This is a genomic window from Pseudomonas allokribbensis, from assembly GCF_014863605.1.
In the GTDB taxonomy this organism is placed as follows: Bacteria; Pseudomonadota; Gammaproteobacteria; order Pseudomonadales; family Pseudomonadaceae; genus Aquipseudomonas; species Aquipseudomonas allokribbensis.
The window spans coordinates 2,281,619-2,299,997 of record NZ_CP062252.1; the positions used below are offsets into that span (position 1 = coordinate 2,281,619).

An 18,379-nucleotide genomic window follows, 5' to 3' on the forward strand; every position below is an offset into this window, starting at 1 on the left:
ACCCGCCATTGAGCGGGTATTTTTTTGCCTGGAGAAACCTATGCCGATCACTCAGCAGCAGTTGCTGCAGATCCTCCCGAACGCCGGCCAACGAGCCGGCGTTTTTGCACCTGCCCTCAATACGGCGATGCAGCGTTACCAAATTGTTGGCACCAAGCGCGTTGCCGCGTTCATCGCCCAAACCGGTCATGAATCCGGCCAATTGCGCTGGGTGCGCGAGATCTGGGGGCCGACGGATGCCCAGCGCGGATACGAAGGTCGCAAAGACCTGGGTAATACCGCGGCGGGTGACGGCCGGAAGTACTGTGGTCGTGGTCTGATCCAGATCACCGGTCGGACGAACTACGCCGCGTGCGGCGAGGCGCTGGGCCTGGACCTGATCAACCAGCCTGAGCTGCTGGAGCTGCCGCAACATGCGGCGATGTCGGCAGCCTGGTGGTGGGCCGCGCACGGCCTGAACACGTTGGCCGATGCCGGTGACAACGCGAATATCGGTAGCATCATCAACACCGGCCGGCGCGGACGCACACCGAACGGTGCTGGCGAGCGCCAAGCTTTCTATGAGAAAGCACTGAGGGTGCTGGCGTGATCGCCGTTCCGTGGAAAACGATCGGCGCGCTGGTGCTGGTGTTCGCCGGCGCCGGCGGCGCCTGGCAGCTTCAGGACTGGCGCTACGGGAAACAGTTGGCGGAGCAGGCGCGGCAGCACACCGAAACCCTCAATCAGCTGACCCTGGCCGCCGCCACAGCCCGGCAGGCCGAGCAGGACAAGCGGCTGGCGCTGGAGCAGCGCCTGTCAGCCAGCGAGCAAACCCACTACAAGGAACTGAGCGATGCTCAAAAGAACCAGGATCGCCTGCGCGATCGCCTTGCCACTTCTGATTTGCGGCTGTCAGTCCTCCTCGATGCGGGTTCAGCCGGCGGCTGTTCAGTGCCTGCCACCACCAGCGCCGGCAGCGTGGTTCATGGCCCCGTACGAGCCGAACTTGACCCGGCGCATGCTCAACGAATTATCGGCGTCACCAATGACGGCGACCGGGGGCTGATTGCCCTCGCGGCCTGTCAGGAATACGCCAAAGAAGTCTCAACACCGAAGTGAAAAAGAGCGGCCGGTCCGGATGCGTCAGCATCCGGATCGACCGCCGTCCCTATCAGCTTGGGAAGCTGCGAGACTGACTTCTTTTCAAGTCGGATGTGGAGCGTTTCAGTCAAACAAATTCCCGAGCGATCCCCCGCCAACTCCTTCTTCGTCATCATTAGTTTCCTCAAGGGGGTACGTGTAACCATGATTTTTAAGGTTGTATAAAGCGGGACGGGGGGACTTGAATGAGCTCTCTTTTTCCAGTCCTCTTTTTACGATGTCCAACTGATGCTTATATGCAAGGGTCTTGACTGAGTGTTCGTTGTAATACCAATGCAGGAAATAAAAAGTGCACCCATCCATAAACGAATTTCCATGCCAGCTTCGCGATATTCTGGCCGCCGCCAGCACATCGTCGGGAGCGACATTCATTGTGGCAACCTCGTGGGCGTATATCAATGATTGCGCTTGCGAGGGGTTACGACCCACGCTGTTGCGACTGAACCCGATATCAGCTTGCAGACTGTGAGTATCATAATAGTTGGAACATGCAACGAGATATACGTAGGTTACGCTCTCGGGAGTCGGCTGGCCCGGTACTTTTGCGGGTAATAAGGCTGCCACTGTAAGGTCCCGTGTCAAACACACGGTAGAGGGTGGATGGATATCAGCTTGTTCTGTTCGATATATAGGGCGAGGGTGGTCATTGTGAGGATTGCGCGGACTAAAGCCCGTCTCGAAAACACACGCTGGTACTCGAGTGTCACTTCGAAACAATAACAACTCTTCCCCTGTCAGCAATGCCGTAGGTGGTATCACCACGTAATTGTACGCCAACGTTTCGTTCATAAATGCTATGTTGGTAGGTGGGTGTCGAATATTTTCATAAGCTGCCCGCTCAGCGTCATCAGGTGCATAAGGAGGCTTTGCTTGGGACTCTTGATACTTCCTTGACTCGTATTTTCGACGAAGACGATCACGAGCCGCATTAGCATCTGTAATTTGCTTCTGGCGATTCAATCGTTGCAGCATCTGATAATGCAATTCTTTTCCCATGATACGCCCTTTATGTCTAGTCAGCCTGGCTGGCCCGATAATGCTAAGTGTTATATTTTTTTTTGAGCGACGGTCAGGTAAGGCAAAAACAGGCGAGGAGTCGAAGCTCACGAGTTGTAATTTAGTATTCCCAGTCTGTCTTCAAAACAGCATCCCCGAGCGCTGATACATTTCGTATAAAGCCTAGCATCGGTACTGGTGCAATGTAGAAAATAAAAAATCAGCGCCATTCTATCTACATAGCTTCGCTTCAACGGCGCGCAGTTCTTCGCGGGCATCTGATCCAGGTTGGAAGAGGAGGTCATGGGCTAAAGCGGCCCCGAAGGAGTTAGGAAGGGGTTCGAATCCCTATCCAAGCAGTCAGTGGCGACACCCGATTAATAGGGGCGGGCTAGATCACTGAGTCCGTACCGGATGTGGCTGATAGCTGGCACCGAAGTCACAGTTCCACACTAAATCCCCGTAGCCCCACGTTGTCGGCAAAGCGTCCGACCGCCGTGAGGCTGGCCCAGGTGCGCAACGTCTCACGTCGCGAGCGCACCGGCATCCAGCTGGCGCCACTACTGCCCAGTCGAATCGACAAGCCCCAATCGAGACCACCGTCGACCTTTGCTTCCAGGCATTCGCGCACCGCGTGCTGTTCGACCAGGGCGCGCAACACCTCTTACTGAATACCTTCACCGGTCACTGTGCATCCTCCTGCCGACGCGCGTCCGCGGCTCATTCGGCAGCTCGTGAGGCTCGACATTGATCAGCAGCCAGCCGCCGGCTGGTTCATTGCTGCCATCAATAATCGGGCCCTGCAACAGCATTCCATCCGGCAACATCACCTGGAGGGTGTTGGCTTCCTGGGGGCCTTGCAGGTAGTGAGCGAACTCAACGCGAAAACGTTTTGGGGCGACCTTGATAACTCGAACAGCCAGCTCAAATGTGGTCTGTTTGTTTGTGGGGCGGCCGCGATACAGGGCCAGCACGGCAACGCTCGCCAAACCGTCATAGGTGTAAGACATGCGCAACGTTCCTAATGCTAAAGGCGATCAATGTGTCCAACCAGACGGCAGGACAATGGCAGATCAATCCAGGCGGTGGTGGTTTCCGTGGCCCAATAGAAAGGCCCTCGTACCAGGTCAAGGTTTGGGGGCCTTTTGAACATAAACGGCGATACTCGTAACGCCGTCGGCTCACGCGTTCGCGAGCGGCAGCTACGTTAATTAGCCGACCATTCCATACGGTATTGCCCGCTGGCGACGACTACTTCACTTGCTCGATCAGGGGTGAGTGCCATTTCCCGGACAACAATTCCGGTTTCGGCCAGTAGTAGCGCATCGTCACCATAAATGATCCATCGGGTGCCGGCAGCCAGTTCGCCTCTTTGTCTTTGCCCGGCGACTCATGCTGTATGTAGAGAGTGAGTCCGCCATCCGCATCCTTAGTCAGATTCGGTAGCATCGGCGAGTTGATCAAGTAGCGGTTGATCGCATTATCCACAAGCAATTGCTTTGGCAGGTCGTACATCGTCAACGACCAGAAGGCTTGCACCGGCGGTTGCTGACCCTTTGCGAACTTCAGTGTGTACTTGTGCTGGCTGCCATCGAGGGGTTGACCCGACGCGTCCTTATCGTAAATGGGGTACATGCTCTGAAACTCGTCACGTCCTCACAAGACAAAACTTGCGCAAAACCTTCTCTGGAGGCCGCGCGTTTCCGTTTGCATAAGCACAAAAAAGCGGATTTTTTGTCATGCATGTATCGGGCTATTGTCCTTTTAAATCATCTAGTTAGGTCACTTCAGTCCCCAGCATGGGGTGCTAGGGGTCGAGTGTTCGAATCACTCCGTCCCGACCATATAATTCAATGACTTAGGCCAATGTTTACAGCGTTGGCCTTTTTCATGTGCGTGACATTTGCGTGACTTCTCCATTTCTCACGCCTGCTTCCTCTTCAAGATTGTCAGAACCGGCCCACGTGAATCGGTTGCTGATACCATGTTTGCAGCCTCAATCAGATGTCCGAGCTCAGCGCCCGAATAGTGACTGGTGATGCTGCCGTTCTTGTGACCAAGAAGGGCCTTTCGGTCTTCTTCGGTTACGCCCGCCGCTCGAAGGCGACGGCCAAACGTGTGTTTCAAGTCGTGAATCCTGATCGACAGATAGCCAGGGTGAGCGGGGCGAAGGTTTTCCTCCTGCCAGAGTTTCGCCGCTCTCACTCGCGCCTTCTTCCAAGCCGAGTCGTTCATCCGATGCATTGCATTGCGTTGCCGTTGTAAGGAAAAACCCATTCCTTGCTCAGGCCGCGCTGCTGATCAATGATCGACTTGGCAACACTGTTCAGCACCACCAGGCGCTCGTCGCCATTCTTTACGCCAGACCGTTCGTGTCTGCCGCCAAAGTCAGCCGGGATTAGGAACACACTGGCACCGAGCTCCGGCACCGAAATCTCCCAGTCCCACCTCAGCTTGCAAACTTCCTGCTCTCGACAGCCGGTGTTCACCTTGAAAAGCGCCATCGTCTGCAAGTGGGCCGGCAATTCCCCGAAAAGAATCGACTGCTCCTCCCACGACATCGGATAGGGCTTGCGGCTCGATTTCTTCTCTTCCAGCTTCGTTAGCATTGGCACGCTATCCAGCCATGGCCGCCGCTCTTCATCGCGCCACTTCCTTGCACACAACGACAAAACCCGAACCACACGCTCGATCGAGATGTTCACCGTCCTGTTACTCACACCTTTCTTCACCTTGCCATCCGGCAGCGTCTTGGTCGCCAGCCTGTCTTTAATGAAAGGCCCGAGGGCCTGGTCATCAATATGGGTTAGCGGCATGTCGCCGATGAATTCGTCCAGCTGTGAAAGGTGGTGAGCCGAAAGCTTGATCGAAGGCTGATCCTTAAATTCGACCAAGAAGCGCATCGCCGCGTCCCGCCACGTTCTGACCTGCCGAACGCCGTAGACCTTCTCCTGCCTAATCTGCTCCAGTCGGTGTATCAGGTAACGCTCCGCTTCTTGTCGGTCACTTGTTCCAGTAGATTCGTAAAGTCTTTCGCCGTTGATTTTCTTGTCGATATGCCAGAGACCGTTCCTTTGGGAGAGGCCTGTGACCGTTTTTCGCGCCATTGTGTTTCTCCTTTCTGGCGCTCGCTGCGGAGCAATTGTTGCTCCGTCGCGCCCTTTTTATCAATTGCCTTGGCCGCCACGTAAGACGATGCCCACGCATCAAGCTCCTGACGATCGAAGCCGACACCACGTTCCCCGATCGGGAACTCATTTACGAACGGCCTGACGATTTCGTTAAACAAAGGCAAATTCATGCTCAAGTAGGCAGGCGCCTCGCCGGCCCGGATAAAGCGTGGCTGCAATTTTTGTGCGCCCATACGGCATCCTTTTCCCCTGATGGGGCAGTTTAATGGTGATGCTCCATGCCGCGCGTGGCGGCAGAAGGTGGTGATGGGTTATGCGCCGGCCTTGGCTAAGACTGCGTCGGCGACCGACATTGCAGCTTGAGCGTCGTTCACGTAGGCGGGATCGAGCCCGCCGGCGAGATGGATAGTTGCTTGGCAGGCGCGCAGGTTCTCGCGGGTGAGCTTCAGTGCGGCGACGAGCTCTATGGAGTCCGCGCTCCTCGCGGCCGATATCCCAGAAGCGCTGGCCCCAGCGCTTGTTCCAGCCGGTGACGGTGTGGTCATCGCACTTGGCGAGATATTCCCACTGGTCGTCCTCGTCCAGATCCATGAAGCCGTAAGCCCGCTCCCACATCAGATCCTGGTCGATTTCTGCGCGCTCCTCGTCGTCGAGGTCGTTCCAGTATTCTTTCGGACTGAACCACCGCTGATCTTCCAGGCAGACAACTCGACCTTCCGCGTAGTCGATCTCGTAGCCGTAATCGATTCGCTTGGTCTGCACCGTGAAAATCGCGGCCGCAGTGTGGTGCCATTTAACGCCGGCACCGTTGCAGTGATAACGGAGGCGTTCGACGAAGTCGGTCCATGTCGAAGCGTCAAGCGCGGAGCCGGTCGCCAATGTCGGCAGCGGATCGGCCGGTTTGTTTTCTGTGGGCATGGGGCGTCCTATGCCGGGGCGGTGGAGGGTGGAGAGGGATCAGCTACAGTTCAGCGATCAGTCAACGGAGATGCGTTATGAATTGTTTTGTCTGCAACGAACCGGCGACCGATGTGCCAATCGCAAATGGCGGTAAGTTGGTGGACTGTGAGGGGTGCGGCTGGTATCGCATCTCGGGAACAGCTCTTCACTTTTTTTACCGAGATCTTTGGGTTTTCAACGTAGTCCGTACCAGGGATTGGATGCGACTGAAGCGTGAGCAAGGTGATCCTCAACCGCTTATTGAGTCCGACACCAATCTCAAGGATTGATCTGTTTGAGGATGCGCCGGCCGATCCAGCGAACGCAGGGCACTGCCTTGCTGTTCCCGATCGCCTTGTAGCGCGGGTCGTCCGGGCATTCGCTGGCTGGCGTGATCCGTAGAAGTGGGGTATTTGTGTTCGGCCCGGCATGGAGCCGGAAATGGAGATGTCTGTGGCAGAATTACTTCTTGATGACGCGCGAGGCTACTGGCGGGATTTGTCCGCTCAAGCATACGAAGAGTTCTGGACTGAATATCAGAAGGATCTTCAGCCGGAGGTGAGGCATCTGCTTTGCGTATACCGAAGGCTTCTATGCGTTGCGCTTTTACTTAACCATCAGGCGGATAAGGTCGCTCCGCTTCATGGGCTGGATGGCGGCAACAAATTCATGGATTTGATAGTGAATTTTGATAAAGACGTCGGGCTCAAGCTCCATGCCTGCCGGCATTTCGCCAACGACGCCAAGCACGAAATGAAGCGTATCCAAGAGGCGAGAACCAGACCGAGAGATCCAGAATACGACCAAGAAGGGCAATTTGAGGTCTTTCAAATCCACATGCTTGCGCTTGATGGCGAACTCTATGACATGTGCCGTGTTGCCGGTGATGTTTGGCGCTTCTGGATCAGCTACTTCGATGGCTCGGCTACAGTTAACTATCGGCAGGCGCTTAGTCAGCTCAAACTCGGCGATAGCACTTCATCTCCAGGGTCTTGCTGAATCATCAACATGCTTTTGTGGTGAAAAATCCGCGACACGTTTTCGGGTATCACGTATCTGTGTCGCGGCGGGGTGAGCAGGGGAAGGGCGCCGCCAGGGCCAAGGCCGTGCAGGTGGTGAATCATCAGCGTGATCGCCTCGCCCTGTTCCTCGATGCCGCTCCAAGCTATCAGCTCAGCAAGGGCTTGGCGCGTACCGGGCAGGCAGTGAAGCCTGATCTCTTCTTCGCCGCGGCTCTTCCTCTTCGCCGCGGCTTTCTCTGAGCGTTCCGCGTTGCTCTTGGCCATGGCCTACCTCTTCGATTCCGCTGGGCGGTACGTCACCAGGTGGTGTATCTATGCCTCAACTCACATTGGCAGGAGGCTGACATGAGGTTGCAGAGCGATGTAGATGCGCTAGCGGCGATCGAAGAGGACGCTAAAACGATGCTAAAACGGATAGGGCTGCCGGACGACGCAGTGAAGCTGGAGATGGTCATCTGCCTGCGTCAGATCATCGATCTCGCAACCTATTTGGATTGGGTAGACCTGTTCACTAATCTGCCCGGCGTTGTCTGAAGCTTACGGTCGCGTGTTAGGAGCAACAGTTAGAAAAAAAGCTCTCGCCGAGGCGATTCAGTCAGGTTGATCTATAGTAGTGATGGCCTAGTAGTATTCTTAGGCCATCATCCTTGTAGGAGTGAAGAAGATGAGATATGGAATGTTTGTTTTCGCGACAATCTGCTCACTGATTTTTCTATCTGGTTGCTCATATATCTTGCCGAGACAAGTAGCTGTGCTCGGCGAAGACTCTAATACCCATAAGTGTAATGCAGGGTACAGCGTCTATTATTATAGAGATGCTGATGTCGGTATATGTTTGCCCGAGATTATGGCTGTATATACGCACTGTGTTACAGAGTTAACTGTTGCTAATTCGTCTTTCAAATTTGACGAGTCAGGTACTCTGAAATCTGCAGAGGTTCTTGATAAAGTAAAAGGCTTGGAGCTGACTGCTCAGCAAAAAAGAGATTTAGTCAAGGTTTTTGCTGATAGCGGCAGTATTGGTGTTGCAAGAGGGAAAGCTATAGATCAGTGCTATATTCTGACCGCCGATGTCTACGGGAGTGGAGCTGCTACAGTAAAAGAAGTAGATGGTTCAATAACTCGTGATGCCATGGTCCCACTCAGGTCTACAATAAAGCTTCCGCCCCTTCAGCAGTAATGGCTGGAAGGTAGTTTTAGTCGGAGTAAATTTGCTGATGGTCAAAATTATTCTTTAGTAGAGAAATCGTGCATCTGAATTTTTGGGCGAATTTTCCATCTAGTGATCATCATCGCCAGGATCTCGTTTCAACTCGGCCACGCTCTTCTTTTGAAACATCCGCGCCACGGTTTCGCTTATTTGTACTTTGTGGCGCGGACTCTGAATCGCTTGGTAAGACAGCGTTGGCCCGAGCGCATGAACATTGAGAATCAGGTTCTGCACGGCTTCGCTCATTTCCTCGATATCGTTCCAGGCCATCAGTTCTTCAAGCTTCTGCCTTGTGCCCAGCCGTAACCGGTGCCCCGAGTTCCTTCTCGTCGTACTTGATCCGCTTCTCGGCGGCCTTCGCTGATCGCTCTTTTCCAGTCTTGGCCATGGCCTACCTGTCCAACTCCGCTGGCCGGCAAGTCCAGCCAGGTCTGTCTGCGGCGCGTGGCCGTTCGGTTGATGGTTCGTCTCACGCTGCTTCCTTCACTTGATCCGGATCGAGCTTTCGCCGCGCTCAAGGTGCGCCCAGGCCGGTTCCTGTAGCAGTTCATGCTCCGCGTCTTCGCCGGCTTCTATGCGGTTGCGCACAGCATCGTTGTGATCGCGGATTTCCTTGAGCCGGACGGCGATAATTTTTTGTCAGGTGTAATCACGCTCTTCAACGAGACAAACTCATCGGGCACGATTTGTTCATTGTCGACGATAACCTTCTCGGGCGAGAGTGCGAGCGTGATGGTGAACAGCGGTCGTTTGATCGACTTGATGTCTGCGGCCTCCATGTTTTGGCGAAGGTAATCACTGAGCTGGCCCACGGTGTTTTTCTTGATGCGTTTGAGCTCGTTCAGGCGGTCGACCTCCTTTTCGATGGCGTCGATGTCACCTTCGATGTTCCGGCGCGGCATGACGATGCTGTCGGCCTTCACTTCGAACTCACCCTTGATGCCATCCATGGTGTCTTGGATAGCCAAGGCCGCGAGTGCAGCTATCTGCTCATTCCGTTTGTAGAGGTCAGTCATGCTGCACCTTCCATAGCGTCTTCAAGGTCTGCTTTGCAGGCTTCCTTGGCGCGGGTGAATTTGAGTTTGTGGGCTGCGAGCTCTGGATCGGTTTTGCGCAAGTCCAGTTTGCGCATAGCCGATTTGTAGAGCTGCTCCAACTCGTTGAGTGACTGTGCGGTGCCGATCAGGCGGAGCGTGTCGGCCAGCCACTCACGGTACTCAACAGCCAGACGCTTTTTCGCTTCGATCTTGTCCTCGGCGCGCTCGATTTCGGCTTCACCCAGCGCTCGTTGACGGAATGAAAGTCGTCGTAAAAACCCAGGCGAACATCGGCGGATAAGCCCAACTGGCTCAGGCACTTGCCGATCGCATCAATAAGGGATTTTTTCGGGGCATCGAAGTCAGTGCTGATGCTTCCGAATTTGTTCTGAGTAATGAAAGGTGTGTGACGTACTGGGCGCAGGGCCAGTTGGTGGTGCAGGCTGACATGCCGCGCGCGCAAGACTTCGATTATGTCTTCACGAGGGCCAGCGTCATCGACGGCAAGTTCTCCTACGGCAGCGCCTCGGCGAAAACCGATACACCCGGGCCCTGGTCAGCGACGACAACCCTGCCAACAACTACGACACTGACGTCATTCCGTTCGCCGACCTGGATCAGCAGCGCCGCTATGGCGACAGGCGACCGAGCTGAGCGCGATTGGCTGTACCCGTGCGTCCGAGGCCCAGCGCCGAGGCTAGTGTCCAATCAGAGCGACCGACTGATCCTGACGGTCAGCCGATCGCGGCTAAGCATTACGACTCAACTGGTTCTATGCGAATCAGTCAGGAGACGTGTCCAATATGCTCAATAAACGCAATGCGTTCCCCTCCGTAGAATATTTCAACCGTTTTGTAGATTGGCGAGCTCGGGGTTATGACCTGATCAAACCTGGCTTGTGTCCAGCTTATTTGTTGAATCCAGTTTCCTGGTCGTTGGGCCAAATGCAAATCCAATATCAGTGCTTCCGCGACAATACCTTGAGGGGATCGTCTGACAAGGAAGGCCTTGACTCCAGGATTGGCAACTTCAACATCGCCAACTACATGGAAGTCATCAGGTTTTGGTGGCATTGTGTTCAGCCATGCGTACCAGTCTTTGCTTTTAATCGTCATTTTCTATTCCTTGAGAAATGAAACTCGAAGCTTGAGGTACTGCTGTTCCGTATGGCGCTTCGTATGCCACCGAATGGAGTGCCTGACGCCGCTCGAATTTCCCATTTCTGAATTAGCGTTGAAGGCATATCTGACAGGTGTAGACGAGGAATAGGATCCGGTTCCTCGGTCAGGACGAACGGTACTCAACGACGCCGCTGGGCTTTACGTTTTCTTTGGGTCACTGCAACAGCTTGTGCTGTTGGCTGGTGATACAGGGGCGGCTCGAATCGGTCGATATCAGGAACTCGGATGATGCCGGCAGTTCGTTGTAGTTAATCTGGAGACGATGAAAGGGATGGAGCACACGAGCAACAGCCTGATTTTCCTAAAGCGTTTCCGCTACTTGATACTAACCTTGATGGTTGCAGGATCTCTGGTAAATGCCTTCGTGCGCTACACGGGAGAATGGAGTCTGTTCTGGCTGTCTCTGGCGATGCAAGCTTGGTTTATGCAGGCCGTCTTCGCTTACCTGCGGGGCGGTTGGGTAGCCATTGGGCCGGGTGGTTTAGCTAAAGATGCCAGCCCGGTTGGCAGGGCGATATTGGCGGCAACAGCGTTTGGATTGTACTTACTGATGTTCGGCTACGACGGCCATAAACGCGAAGACTCTATTTATGAGCGGCGCGCTTCGGACTGGACCATGCCGACTCGCGAGGAAATCGGCCGATCTTCCGAGCGCAAGTGATTCATGCTGTTGTGGATTGTCCCAAGTTCTGTTGACTGTCCTGGTGTTCATCTTAATGGAGCGTCGCAGCCCTGCGACTTTCTCCAATCCTGATTCTGTCGAGTGCCCGATTCAACGCATCCAGCGCATCAAGGAGTGCCTTGGCTTCGGCCTCGCGTCCGTCACCCCAAAGGCGTTCCGCCATTTTGTTCAGGGTCTGGATAGAGCGTTCTATTTCGGCAGCGGTTGCTGCCGTTTTAATTTGCGGCTGATTCTTTGGCATCGGTCACCTGGCTCCATTCAATCCCAAACCGTCCCAGATACTTTCTCAATCGGTCCGCATCATTGGGCTGCGCCTTCGCCTGGCGGGACACGCCGAACAAGCGTCTGCCCGCATCCGACAAGCTATCTGACTCTCTGCACACTGCCAGTACGGCCTTCAATTGCAATCGGTCAAACAGGTCCATGCCTTCGGCGTCTCCCGGCAAATCGTCCGTCACTCCTGCCGGTTGCTTCAGTCCCCAGGCATAACGAAGTCGATCAATTTCTTCCTGCACTTGCGCTTCATCAATTCGGCCGCTGTCGGCCAGTGTTGCCATGCGTGTGATCGAGGCCGAAAGTTCGCGAAAGTTGCCCAGCCACGCCGCTTCGCGTGAACTGGCAAAGGCCAGATAGCGCCTGCGCGCTTCAAGGTTGAAACGTACCAACTGACCGTGCTCCCGTGCGTGGCGCTCGAGCTCGAAATCGATGTTGGGTTCGATGTCTTCTCGACGGCCGGCCAGGCCGGGCAGATCAAATGTCCAAAGATTTATTCGTGCGTACAGGTCTTCCCGGAACAGGCCTTCGGCGACCCGACTGCGCAGGTCGCGGTGAGTGCCGGCAATGATCAGGAAGTCACTGTCGACTTCCTTGTCCGAGCCGAGCGGGAAGAAGCGCTTCTCTTCAATGGCCTTGAGCAGCATGGCTTGTTCGTCTGCGCCCAGTTCGCCGATTTCGTCAAGAAACAACATACCGCCGTCGGCGGCGCGTAGCAGGCCGTCGCGGGCATTTTGCGCGCCGGTGAAGGCGCCTTTGACGTGGCCGAACAGGGCGGACATCGCGCCGTCGCCGCGCAGAGTGGCGCAGTTCACTTCAACGAAGCGTCCTTGCATGTGATGGCGGCCGCGCTTGAGCTCATAGATCCGTCGAGCGAGGAAGGATTTGCCGGCTCCGGTCGGGCCGATCAGCAACATCGGCGCTTTCGAGCGCACGGCGACGCGTTCGATCTGTTCGATGGAGCGGTTGAACGCGGCGTTGCGTGTGGCGATGCCGGATTTGAGAAACTCCAGGCCTTCGAGGCGCTTGTTGGTAAAGCGAGTGGCAATGCGATCATAGCGCGACAGGTCGAGATCGATCAGCGCGTGAGTGCCGGTGGCCGGCTCATCTTCGCTCTTGCGGCGGGCGGGGGAGGTCTGGATCAGTCGTGCCGGCAGGTAGCGCGCCTCGGTCAGCAGGAACCAGCAGATTTGCGCCACATGGGTGCCGGTGGTGATGTGGACCAGATAGTCCTCGCGTTCGGTATCGAAGGTGTATTCGGTGGTGAAGTCGTGCAGCGCGCCATAAACCTCTTCGAAATCCCACGGGTTGCGCAGCGCCATCGGGTGCAGGCAGACCTCGGTTTCAGGCGATACCTGACGAATGTCTTGGCGAACTCGCTCGGCAAGGCTGGCGTCTCGGGCGTCTGTGCCGTGAATCAGTTCCAGTCGATGAATCAACACATCCGGCTGCTGGCACAGGCCCACGCTCGGGCGCCAGTGGTTCCAGCGATTGGCACCTTTGCCCACGCGATCGAGGGTTGCTCCGATAAAACCGATGGCAACAGTGCGCTTGTTTTGCATGGCTATCTCAAAAGATAAAAGACGATATTCAATGATAGTGTTCGGCGAATCGGTTTGTCGTGCTTAACGTTATGAGATCATCGAAATAAAAATAAATATCTATATAAATCAAATATTTAAATTATTTTCTGATGTTTTTTTCAAAGCTGGCACGGCGGCTGCAATACCTCTTGCAACGAACAGGACAACACAGCGAGACGCCACGATGGCCAATTTCAACCTCTTCAACACACAATCGAACAACCTGCCGGCGTGCGATACCGTGAATGCTTCAGGAGCTGCGGCCTATGCCTATACGCCCAAGCATCAATTGGCCCAGTTGGCAGTGACCGGTTGTCTGAACCAGACCTTTTACGCAACGGCTGAAAACCAGCTGGATCAGGTGTTGAAGCTGGTGGCTGAACTGGACAGCCGTTTTGTGGCCAACGCCGCAATATACGCCCGCCAAAAGGGCCATATGAAAGACATGCCGGCCTTGTTGTTGGCGGCGCTGACCGCCCAGCGTTCGGTGCTGGTACCGGAGGTGTTCGGAGGGATCGTCGACAGTGGCAAGATGCTGCGCAACTTCGTACAGATCCTGCGCAGTGGTGCCACGGGGCGCAAATCCCTCGGCTCGCAGCCCAAGCGGCTGGTGCAGAACTGGCTGAACAGCGCGACCGAGCGGCAACTGCTGCAAGCGTCGATCGGCAATCAGCCCTCGTTGGCGGACGTGGTGAAAATGGTTCATCCCAAGCCTTCCGAAGTCTGGCGCGAAGCATTCTTCGCCTGGCTGATCGGCAAACCTGTGGATGTGCAGGCATTGCCGGAACTGACCCGCGATCTGCTGGCGTTCCGCAGTGGTGCAAGTGATCAGGTGCCAGAGGTGCCTTTTCAATTGCTCGGCAATGAAACCCTGAGCAAAGAGCAGTGGGCTGCTCAAGCGCGAAACATGGGCTGGCAGGGGCTTCGCATCAACCTCAACACCCTGGCGCGCCATGGTGCTTTTGAAGTGCCGGGTTGCACCGAATACGTGGCCGCGCGGTTGGCGGATCCCGAAGCAGTCGCCAGGGCGCGGGTGTACCCGTACCAGTTGCTGACGGCGTATCGAATGATCGGTGATGACATTCCGGCGCCGATACGCGAAGCGCTGCAAGATGCACTTGAGTTGTCGTTGAGCAATGTGCCGAAGATTGAAGGCGCGGTGGTGGTCTGCCCGGACGTCTCCGGCTCGATGGGCAGCCCGCTGACCGGATACCGGCAGGGCGCGACCACGGCGGTGCGCTGCATCGATGTGGCGGCGTTGATCGCGGCGGCGGTGTTGCGCAAGCAGCCGGCTGCACGAGTGATGCCGTTCGAGGTCGACGTGGTGGATATCACGCTCAACCCGCGGGACAGTGTGATCAGCAATGCCGAAAAGCTTGCGGGCATTTTCGGTGGTGGAACCTGCTGTTCGGCGCCGCTGAAGAAGCTGGCGGACAGCAAGGCCAAAGTCGATACGCTGATCATGGTGTCGGACAACGAATCCTGGATCGATGCGCGACGTCGAGGGGCGAGTGAAACGATGCTGCAATGGGAGCGGATAAAGCGGCTCAACCCGCAAGCACGCCTGATCTGCATCGACCTTCAGCCGGGTTGGGCGACGCCGGCGGCGGATCGCGACGACATCCTGAATGTCGGCGGTTTCAGTGACGCGGTGTTTGATGTGATCGAGCAATTCACTGCCGGCCGGTACGGCCCGCAGCACTGGGTCGAAGCGATCGAACGTATGGAATGAAGCTGAATAATTGATTTGTCACGGGCACTGAATGCCGATGGGACTACATCCAAGACGTCTCATCAAACCCTTGTCAGTGCGCGTGACGGCACGAATGCCGATGGCTGTACATCTGAGGCCGGTTAACCCCGGTGCGCGGCGACGCGCAACAGTCATCAATCTTTGTCGTGCCACCTTTTTTTGAATTTGCCCGGCGAATGCCGGTGGAACTACAGGACAGCGTGGGCACGGGTTCGAATCCCGTCGGCCGAAAGGTCGTAGCTCAGCGGTAGAGCGCGCTGCATGTTTCACCCAACCTTGTCGCTAAAGGCTGTGTAACAGCGCCGAATCATCGGCCAGACAATAAAGAATCGAGATGATGAAACAACACACTTACCAACTGCTGGAAGTTGCCAACGGCAAGCCGATCAAACTCTGGACCGAAGGCGTCCCGGTGGAAAACGAAGCCCGCGAGCAACTGATGAACACGGCGAAGATGCCCTTCATCTTCAAGCATCTCGCCGTGATGCCGGATGTCCACCTGGGCAAGGGCTCGACCATCGGCAGCGTGATCCCCACTGTAGGCGCGATCATCCCGGCGGCGGTCGGAGTCGATATCGGATGCGGCATGATTGCTGCGCGAACGTCTCTGACTGCTGCTGATTTGCCGGACAACCTGCATGGCCTGCGCAGTGCCATCGAACAGGCGGTGCCCCATGGCCGCAGTTCGACCCGGTCGCGGCGTGACAAGGGCGCCTGGGACGATATTCCGGTGCAGGCCGATCAGGCGTGGGCGGCGCTGCATCCACGGTTCAAGGCAATCACCGACAAGTATCCGAAACTGGCCAACACCAACAACCGTGGGCATCTCGGAACATTGGGCAGCGGCAATCACTTCATCGAAGTGTGTCTGGATGAGGCCAATCGGGTCTGGTTCATGTTGCACAGCGGTTCGCGTGGTGTCGGCAACGCCATCGGCAACCTGTTCATCCAGATGGCACAGGCGGATATGCGTCAGCACATCGCCAACCTGCCGGACCGTGACCTGGCGTACTTCGAAGAAGGCAGCCAGCACTTTGATGATTACGTTGAGGCGGTGGGCTGGGCGCAAGACTTCGCCAGGCAGAATCGCGCGTTGATGATGCAGGCCGTGATTCAGGCCACGCGGCAGATTATCCGCAAGCCATTCGAAGTGGCACTGGAGGCGGTGAACTGCCATCACAACTACGTGCAGAAAGAGCGGCATTTCGGCGAAGACATTCTGGTCACCCGCAAAGGTGCGGTATCGGCGAAGAAGGGTGAGTTGGGGATCATTCCAGGTTCGATGGGTGCCAAGAGCTTCATTGTGCGCGGTCTGGGCAACGAAGAATCGTTTTGCTCCTGCAGCCACGGTGCCGGTCGAACCATGAGCCGTACCAAGGCAAAAAACACCTTCACCGTTGAAGATCAGATTCGTGCCACCGCGCACGTTGAATGCCGCAAGGATGCTGCGGTGATCGATGAAATTCCGATGGCCTACAAGGACATCGACAAAGTCATGCACGCCCAGCGCGAGCTGGTGGAAGTGCTGCACACCTTGCGTCAGGTGGTGTGCGTCAAGGGATAGCGCGTGCCACGGCACGCTGGAACAAGGATTGAAGGACATGAAATTCGAAGAACGTCACCCGCTGTGCAGCGCCATGCGCGCCCGGGTGCTGGAAGAGCTGGCGCGCATAGAGCGCGAGCGTAATGTCACGGTGCTGTATGCCTGCGAGTCGGGTAGCCGGGCCTGGGGATTCGCCTCGACCGACAGCGATTACGATGTGCGCTTTGTTTATGTGGAGAAACCCGAGTGGTTCGTCCAGGTCGACGCGCCTCGGGACGTGATCGAACGGCCGCTGGATGATGAACTCGACGTGAGTGGCTGGGAGCTGCGCAAAACCCTCGGGCTGTTGCGAAAGTCCAATCCGACCTTGCTGGAGTGGCTCGACTCACCGCTGGTGTACCGCAGCGAAACCGCGGCGGTTTCTCAACTGCGGGCGCTTGCCGAGGCGTTTTACAGCCCGCCGGCCGCGCGCAATCACTACCTGTCGATGGCGAAGAAGAACTTCCGTGGTTATTTGCAGGGCGACAGCGTGAGGTTCAAAAAGTACTTCTACGTATTGCGGCCGCTGCTGGCCGTGCGCTGGATCGACCAGGGCCGTGGCCGGCCGCCGATGACATTTGCCGATCTACTGAGCACCGTCGATGACCAGGCGTTGCTCGACGAAGTCGATGAGCTGCTCGCACTCAAGCGCAATGCCGATGAGAGCGCCTATGGTCCTCGTCGCCCGGCGCTGCATCGATTCATCGCCGCTGAATTGGAGCGCGAAGTACCGACATTGGCCAGAACCCGGGAAGACTCCGGTCAGCTCGATCGATACCTCAGAGAAACCGTCGGGTTGTACGCATAAGGAAGAAAATGAAACAGGACGTGATTGAACTGGACGGCGCTATTGGTGGCGGCCAGGTGTTGCGCAGTGCCTTGAGCCTGTCGATGGTGACGGGACGGGCATTTCGCATCGAACGGATTCGTGCCAAACGTAGCCGTCCGGGTTTGTTGCGCCAGCACCTGACCGCCGTGATGGCGGCGGCACAGGTCTGCGGTGCACGGACTCAAGGCGCAGAGTTGGGGTCGCAAGCGTTGAGCTTCGAGCCCGGACCGATTCGCGGCGGCGAATACCGCTTTGCCATTGGTACCGCCGGCAGTTGCACACTGGTGTTGCAGACCTTGCTGCCCGCGTTGTTGCGGGCGCCGCAAGCCAGTCGTGTATGGATCAGTGGTGGTACCCATAATCCGCTGGCGCCACCGACCGATTTCCTCACCCGCAGCTGGTTGCCGTTGTTGCGACGCATGGGGGCCGAGGTTGATCTGAAGCTGCTTCGTCATGGATTCGTTCCTGCGGGTGGTGGCGAAATCGAGGCCACGGTGCAGCCGTCGAAACTGTCGGCGTTGCATGTGTGCGATCGCGGCTCGCCGCTTTCACAAAAGGCGTTTGCGCTGACGGCAGGTCTCGCTTCGGACATCGCCAGACGTGAGCTTGACCGTGTGGCCCGACGTTTGAATATGCCGCCAGCGACGATGAATGCGATCAGCCTTGATCCGGAGTGCGGGCCGGGTAACGTGCTGTTGCTGGAATATGCGTTTGAACACGTCACGGAAGTATTCAGCGCGTTTGGCCAGGCTTCACTGCGCGCAGAGACCGTTGCGGACGTTGCGGTCAATCAGGCAGACGCTTGGTTGCGCAGTGGTGCGGCGGTGGCTGAACATCTGGCCGATCAATTGTTGTTGCCGATGGCGCTGGCCGGATCTGGCTCATTTACGACGCCCGCGATGACCGAGCATCTGCAGAGTAACGTCGCCGTGATCGAGCGCTTTTTGCCAGTCACCATTGAGTGCCGTGAAGAAAGCACCGATCGGTTGAGGATAGAAGTCAGCCCCCGAGACCAATAGGC

General features: G+C 56.4%; 21 protein-coding genes and 4 pseudogenes. 11 read left to right on the forward strand and 14 right to left on the reverse strand.

Features of this window, described 5'->3' with window-relative positions:
- Positions 1-40 precede the first annotated feature (40 nt).
- Positions 41-589 (forward strand): glycoside hydrolase family 19 protein, encoded by a 549-nt coding sequence (locus IF199_RS10490; RefSeq protein ID WP_192560306.1) that lies wholly within the window; start codon positions 41-43, stop codon positions 587-589.
- Positions 589-1,098: a lysis system i-spanin subunit Rz gene (locus IF199_RS10495; RefSeq protein ID WP_192560932.1), complete on the forward strand. Its 510-nt coding sequence runs from the start codon at positions 589-591 to the stop codon at positions 1,096-1,098. Before IF199_RS10490 ends, IF199_RS10495 begins: the two co-directional genes overlap by 1 nt.
- 105 nt (positions 1,099-1,203) lie before the next feature.
- Here the strand turns inward: IF199_RS10495 and IF199_RS10500 are convergent, their stop codons facing one another.
- The 7 genes and pseudogenes from IF199_RS10500 to IF199_RS10525 form a co-directional block, all read right to left on the reverse strand.
- On the reverse strand, positions 1,204-2,136 hold the full coding sequence (locus tag IF199_RS10500; RefSeq protein ID WP_192560307.1) for a hypothetical protein: 933 nt from the start codon (positions 2,134-2,136) through the stop codon (positions 1,204-1,206).
- A gap of 439 nt (positions 2,137-2,575) precedes the next feature.
- A complete protein-coding gene (locus tag IF199_RS10505; protein ID WP_244142453.1) occupies positions 2,576-2,797 on the reverse strand; it encodes a hypothetical protein in 222 nt (73 codons plus the stop codon).
- A 16-nt stretch (positions 2,798-2,813) separates the two neighbouring features.
- A complete protein-coding gene (locus IF199_RS10510; protein ID WP_192560308.1) occupies positions 2,814-3,146 on the reverse strand; it encodes a hypothetical protein in 333 nt (110 codons plus the stop codon).
- Between the two features lie 241 nt (positions 3,147-3,387).
- Positions 3,388-3,771, reverse strand: a complete 384-nt coding sequence (locus IF199_RS10515; protein WP_192560309.1) for a DUF1214 domain-containing protein — start codon at positions 3,769-3,771, stop codon at positions 3,388-3,390.
- A 288-nt stretch (positions 3,772-4,059) separates the two neighbouring features.
- Positions 4,060-5,192: pseudogene (locus tag IF199_RS10520) on the reverse strand (tyrosine-type recombinase/integrase).
- A complete protein-coding gene (locus tag IF199_RS30335) occupies positions 5,114-5,437 on the reverse strand; it encodes a hypothetical protein (protein WP_244142479.1) in 324 nt (107 codons plus the stop codon). The pseudogene IF199_RS10520 and the gene IF199_RS30335 overlap by 79 nt, the downstream one beginning before the upstream one ends.
- Before the next feature lie 141 nt (positions 5,438-5,578).
- Positions 5,579-5,780, reverse strand: a pseudogene (locus IF199_RS10525) (hypothetical protein); the annotation flags it as partial.
- Between the two features lie 867 nt (positions 5,781-6,647).
- Here IF199_RS10525 and IF199_RS10530 point away from each other — a divergent pair.
- Positions 6,648-7,205 (forward strand): hypothetical protein, encoded by a 558-nt coding sequence (locus IF199_RS10530; protein ID WP_192560310.1) that lies wholly within the window; start codon positions 6,648-6,650, stop codon positions 7,203-7,205.
- Here IF199_RS10530 and IF199_RS10535 read toward each other — a convergent pair.
- Complete coding sequence (locus IF199_RS10535) at positions 7,160-7,492, reverse strand: hypothetical protein (RefSeq protein WP_192560311.1); 333 nt, start codon at positions 7,490-7,492, stop codon at positions 7,160-7,162. The genes IF199_RS10530 and IF199_RS10535 overlap by 46 nt on opposite strands.
- 81 nt (positions 7,493-7,573) lie before the next feature.
- Here IF199_RS10535 and IF199_RS10540 point away from each other — a divergent pair, with 81 nt between their 5' ends.
- Together IF199_RS10540 and IF199_RS10545 are read left to right on the forward strand one after the other, a co-directional pair.
- Positions 7,574-7,762: a hypothetical protein gene (locus tag IF199_RS10540; protein ID WP_192560312.1), complete on the forward strand. Its 189-nt coding sequence runs from the start codon at positions 7,574-7,576 to the stop codon at positions 7,760-7,762.
- 130 nt (positions 7,763-7,892) lie between these two features.
- Positions 7,893-8,408 carry a hypothetical protein gene (locus tag IF199_RS10545; protein ID WP_192560313.1) on the forward strand — a complete coding sequence of 172 codons (516 nt, stop codon included), beginning with the start codon at positions 7,893-7,895 and terminating at the stop codon, positions 8,406-8,408.
- A gap of 99 nt (positions 8,409-8,507) precedes the next feature.
- Here the strand turns inward: IF199_RS10545 and IF199_RS30340 are convergent, their stop codons facing one another.
- From IF199_RS30340 to IF199_RS10560, 3 genes and pseudogenes are all read right to left on the reverse strand, one after another.
- Positions 8,508-8,708, reverse strand: coding sequence for a hypothetical protein (locus tag IF199_RS30340; protein ID WP_244142454.1), 201 nt, complete (start codon positions 8,706-8,708; stop codon positions 8,508-8,510).
- 213 nt (positions 8,709-8,921) lie between these two features.
- A pseudogene (locus IF199_RS10555) lies at positions 8,922-9,454 on the reverse strand (siphovirus Gp157 family protein).
- Positions 9,451-9,795 (reverse strand): hypothetical protein, encoded by a 345-nt coding sequence (locus IF199_RS10560; protein WP_192560314.1) that lies wholly within the window; start codon positions 9,793-9,795, stop codon positions 9,451-9,453. The pseudogene IF199_RS10555 and the gene IF199_RS10560 overlap by 4 nt, the downstream one beginning before the upstream one ends.
- Before the next feature lie 80 nt (positions 9,796-9,875).
- On the opposite strand from IF199_RS10560, the pseudogene IF199_RS30570 reads away from it, so the two are divergent.
- Positions 9,876-10,173, forward strand: a pseudogene (locus tag IF199_RS30570) (hypothetical protein); the annotation flags it as partial.
- A gap of 87 nt (positions 10,174-10,260) precedes the next feature.
- On the opposite strand, the gene IF199_RS10565 reads toward IF199_RS30570, so the two are convergent.
- Positions 10,261-10,590, reverse strand: coding sequence for a hypothetical protein (locus IF199_RS10565; protein WP_192560315.1), 330 nt, complete (start codon positions 10,588-10,590; stop codon positions 10,261-10,263).
- 337 nt (positions 10,591-10,927) lie between these two features.
- Between IF199_RS10565 and IF199_RS10570 the strand changes: the two genes are divergently transcribed.
- Entirely contained in the window at positions 10,928-11,317 is a 390-nt protein-coding gene (locus IF199_RS10570; RefSeq protein WP_192560316.1) for a hypothetical protein, read from the forward strand.
- A 52-nt stretch (positions 11,318-11,369) separates the two neighbouring features.
- On the opposite strand, the gene IF199_RS10575 is transcribed toward IF199_RS10570, so the two are convergent.
- Together IF199_RS10575 and rtcR are read right to left on the reverse strand one after the other, a co-directional pair.
- Positions 11,370-11,579 (reverse strand): hypothetical protein, encoded by a 210-nt coding sequence (locus IF199_RS10575; RefSeq protein WP_192560317.1) that lies wholly within the window; start codon positions 11,577-11,579, stop codon positions 11,370-11,372.
- Positions 11,554-13,173, reverse strand: coding sequence for an RNA repair transcriptional activator RtcR (rtcR, locus tag IF199_RS10580; protein WP_192560318.1), 1,620 nt, complete (start codon positions 13,171-13,173; stop codon positions 11,554-11,556). Before rtcR ends, IF199_RS10575 begins: the two co-directional genes overlap by 26 nt.
- A gap of 205 nt (positions 13,174-13,378) precedes the next feature.
- On the opposite strand from rtcR, the gene IF199_RS10585 reads away from it, so the two are divergent.
- The 4 genes from IF199_RS10585 to rtcA all read left to right on the forward strand — a co-directional run bounded on the left by IF199_RS10585 (position 13,379) and on the right by rtcA (position 18,377).
- Positions 13,379-14,926 carry a vWA domain-containing protein gene (locus IF199_RS10585; RefSeq protein WP_192560319.1) on the forward strand — a complete coding sequence of 516 codons (1,548 nt, stop codon included), beginning with the start codon at positions 13,379-13,381 and terminating at the stop codon, positions 14,924-14,926.
- A gap of 358 nt (positions 14,927-15,284) precedes the next feature.
- On the forward strand, positions 15,285-16,511 hold the full coding sequence (locus IF199_RS10590; protein ID WP_192560933.1) for an RtcB family protein: 1,227 nt from the start codon (positions 15,285-15,287) through the stop codon (positions 16,509-16,511).
- A gap of 37 nt (positions 16,512-16,548) precedes the next feature.
- Positions 16,549-17,337: a nucleotidyltransferase domain-containing protein gene (locus IF199_RS10595; protein WP_096821284.1), complete on the forward strand. Its 789-nt coding sequence runs from the start codon at positions 16,549-16,551 to the stop codon at positions 17,335-17,337.
- A gap of 8 nt (positions 17,338-17,345) precedes the next feature.
- A complete protein-coding gene (rtcA, locus tag IF199_RS10600; protein ID WP_192560320.1) occupies positions 17,346-18,377 on the forward strand; it encodes an RNA 3'-terminal phosphate cyclase in 1,032 nt (343 codons plus the stop codon).
- Positions 18,378-18,379: the final 2 nt, after the last annotated feature.

Bases quoted from the DNA above. Each gene is read 5' to 3' on its own strand.
- IF199_RS10490 (WP_192560306.1), top strand. From the start codon at position 41: ATGCCGATCACTCAGCAGCAGTTGCTGCAGATCCTCCCGAACGCCGGC.
- IF199_RS10500 (WP_192560307.1), bottom strand. From the start codon at position 2,136: ATGGGAAAAGAATTGCATTATCAGATGCTGCAACGATTGAATCGCCAG.
- IF199_RS10510 (WP_192560308.1), bottom strand. From the start codon at position 3,146: ATGTCTTACACCTATGACGGTTTGGCGAGCGTTGCCGTGCTGGCCCTG.
- IF199_RS10515 (WP_192560309.1), bottom strand. From the start codon at position 3,771: ATGTACCCCATTTACGATAAGGACGCGTCGGGTCAACCCCTCGATGGC.
- IF199_RS30335 (WP_244142479.1), bottom strand. From the start codon at position 5,437: ATGAATTTGCCTTTGTTTAACGAAATCGTCAGGCCGTTCGTAAATGAG.
- IF199_RS10530 (WP_192560310.1), top strand. From the start codon at position 6,648: ATGGAGATGTCTGTGGCAGAATTACTTCTTGATGACGCGCGAGGCTAC.
- IF199_RS10535 (WP_192560311.1), bottom strand. From the start codon at position 7,492: ATGGCCAAGAGCAACGCGGAACGCTCAGAGAAAGCCGCGGCGAAGAGG.
- IF199_RS10540 (WP_192560312.1), top strand. From the start codon at position 7,574: ATGAGGTTGCAGAGCGATGTAGATGCGCTAGCGGCGATCGAAGAGGAC.
- IF199_RS10545 (WP_192560313.1), top strand. From the start codon at position 7,893: ATGAGATATGGAATGTTTGTTTTCGCGACAATCTGCTCACTGATTTTT.
- IF199_RS30340 (WP_244142454.1), bottom strand. From the start codon at position 8,708: ATGGCCTGGAACGATATCGAGGAAATGAGCGAAGCCGTGCAGAACCTG.
- IF199_RS10565 (WP_192560315.1), bottom strand. From the start codon at position 10,590: ATGACGATTAAAAGCAAAGACTGGTACGCATGGCTGAACACAATGCCA.
- IF199_RS10570 (WP_192560316.1), top strand. From the start codon at position 10,928: ATGGAGCACACGAGCAACAGCCTGATTTTCCTAAAGCGTTTCCGCTAC.
- IF199_RS10575 (WP_192560317.1), bottom strand. From the start codon at position 11,579: ATGCCAAAGAATCAGCCGCAAATTAAAACGGCAGCAACCGCTGCCGAA.
- rtcR (WP_192560318.1), bottom strand. From the start codon at position 13,173: ATGCAAAACAAGCGCACTGTTGCCATCGGTTTTATCGGAGCAACCCTC.
- IF199_RS10585 (WP_192560319.1), top strand. From the start codon at position 13,379: ATGGCCAATTTCAACCTCTTCAACACACAATCGAACAACCTGCCGGCG.
- IF199_RS10590 (WP_192560933.1), top strand. From the start codon at position 15,285: ATGAAACAACACACTTACCAACTGCTGGAAGTTGCCAACGGCAAGCCG.
- IF199_RS10595 (WP_096821284.1), top strand. From the start codon at position 16,549: ATGAAATTCGAAGAACGTCACCCGCTGTGCAGCGCCATGCGCGCCCGG.
- rtcA (WP_192560320.1), top strand. From the start codon at position 17,346: ATGAAACAGGACGTGATTGAACTGGACGGCGCTATTGGTGGCGGCCAG.